The organism is Lysinibacillus sphaericus (assembly GCF_015844675.1).
Lineage (GTDB): Bacteria > Bacillota > Bacilli > Bacillales_A > Planococcaceae > Lysinibacillus > Lysinibacillus sphaericus_E.
The window spans coordinates 1-1,023 of record NZ_LDGC01000052.1; the positions used below are offsets into that span (position 1 = coordinate 1).

General features: G+C 39.1%; 1 protein-coding gene. It reads left to right on the plus strand.

Features of this window, described 5'->3' with window-relative positions:
* Window positions 1-109 precede the first annotated feature (109 nt).
* Window positions 110-1,023, plus strand: a 914-nt coding sequence (locus ABE34_RS25855; protein WP_197143119.1) for an IS30 family transposase, incomplete at its 3' end; no start/stop codon positions are given.

Genomic DNA, 1,023 nt, shown 5'->3' on the forward strand with positions numbered 1-1,023 from the left:
GACGAATTGTAATATTAAGTGCAACACTTAGAAGTCAATATAAAAGAAGCCCATAACGACCTCGTGTAGAATGTAGTTACCACACCAACATTCAAACGGAGGAATCATTATGAGCTATACCCATCTTACCATATCAGAACGTGTAAAAATAGAAACATACCTGGAACTTGATTATTCGATTCGTAAAATAGCGGCACTCTTAAATCGTCAACCTTCTACAATTTCAAGAGAGATAAAACGCCATGCCGGTAGTACGGCTGAGGAAGCGCAAGTACGTTACCATCAAAATAAATCCAACTGTGGTGCCAAGTCAAAATTTACGCCTGAAGTAAAAGAAGCTGTTCAAGAAAAGTTGTGGGATACTTGGTCGCCTGAACAAATTGTCGGTCGCATGTATCAAGGACAGCTAAGTTTTAAAACTATCTATCGCTGGATTTACGATGGACTTTTAGAAGTGCCTGCCACCGTTCTCCGTCAAAAAGGAAAGCGCCAAAAACCCCGTGAAACAAGGGGAAGATTTAACATTGGTACACCAATTTCTAAACGCCCAAAAGAAGTACGTAAACGTGAAACCTTTGGACATTGGGAATTAGATACAGTTGTATCTGGACGTGGGAAAGCAAAAGGTTGTGTAGCAACATTTATTGAGCGAATGACACGATGGTATGTTGGCTTTTTGATACCAGATCGCTCAGCTCAATCAATGGAAAGAGCAGTACGCCTACTTCATACTAAATTACCAAAAGACACTATAAAAACAGCCACAACAGACCGAGGTAAAGAATTTAGCTGCTATAAAGTGTTAGAAAAAGACTTGAAAATTGATGTTTATTTTGCGGATGCCTATTCTTCTTGGCAGCGTGGAAGTAACGAAAATGGAAATGGATTACTTCGCGAATTCTTCCCTAAGCAAACAAATTTCGATGAAGTATCACCAGAAGAACTAACAGAAGCATTAAACTATATCAACAATCGACCAAGAAAATGTCTTGGTTGGAAAACTGCAAACGAGGCATTTAATGA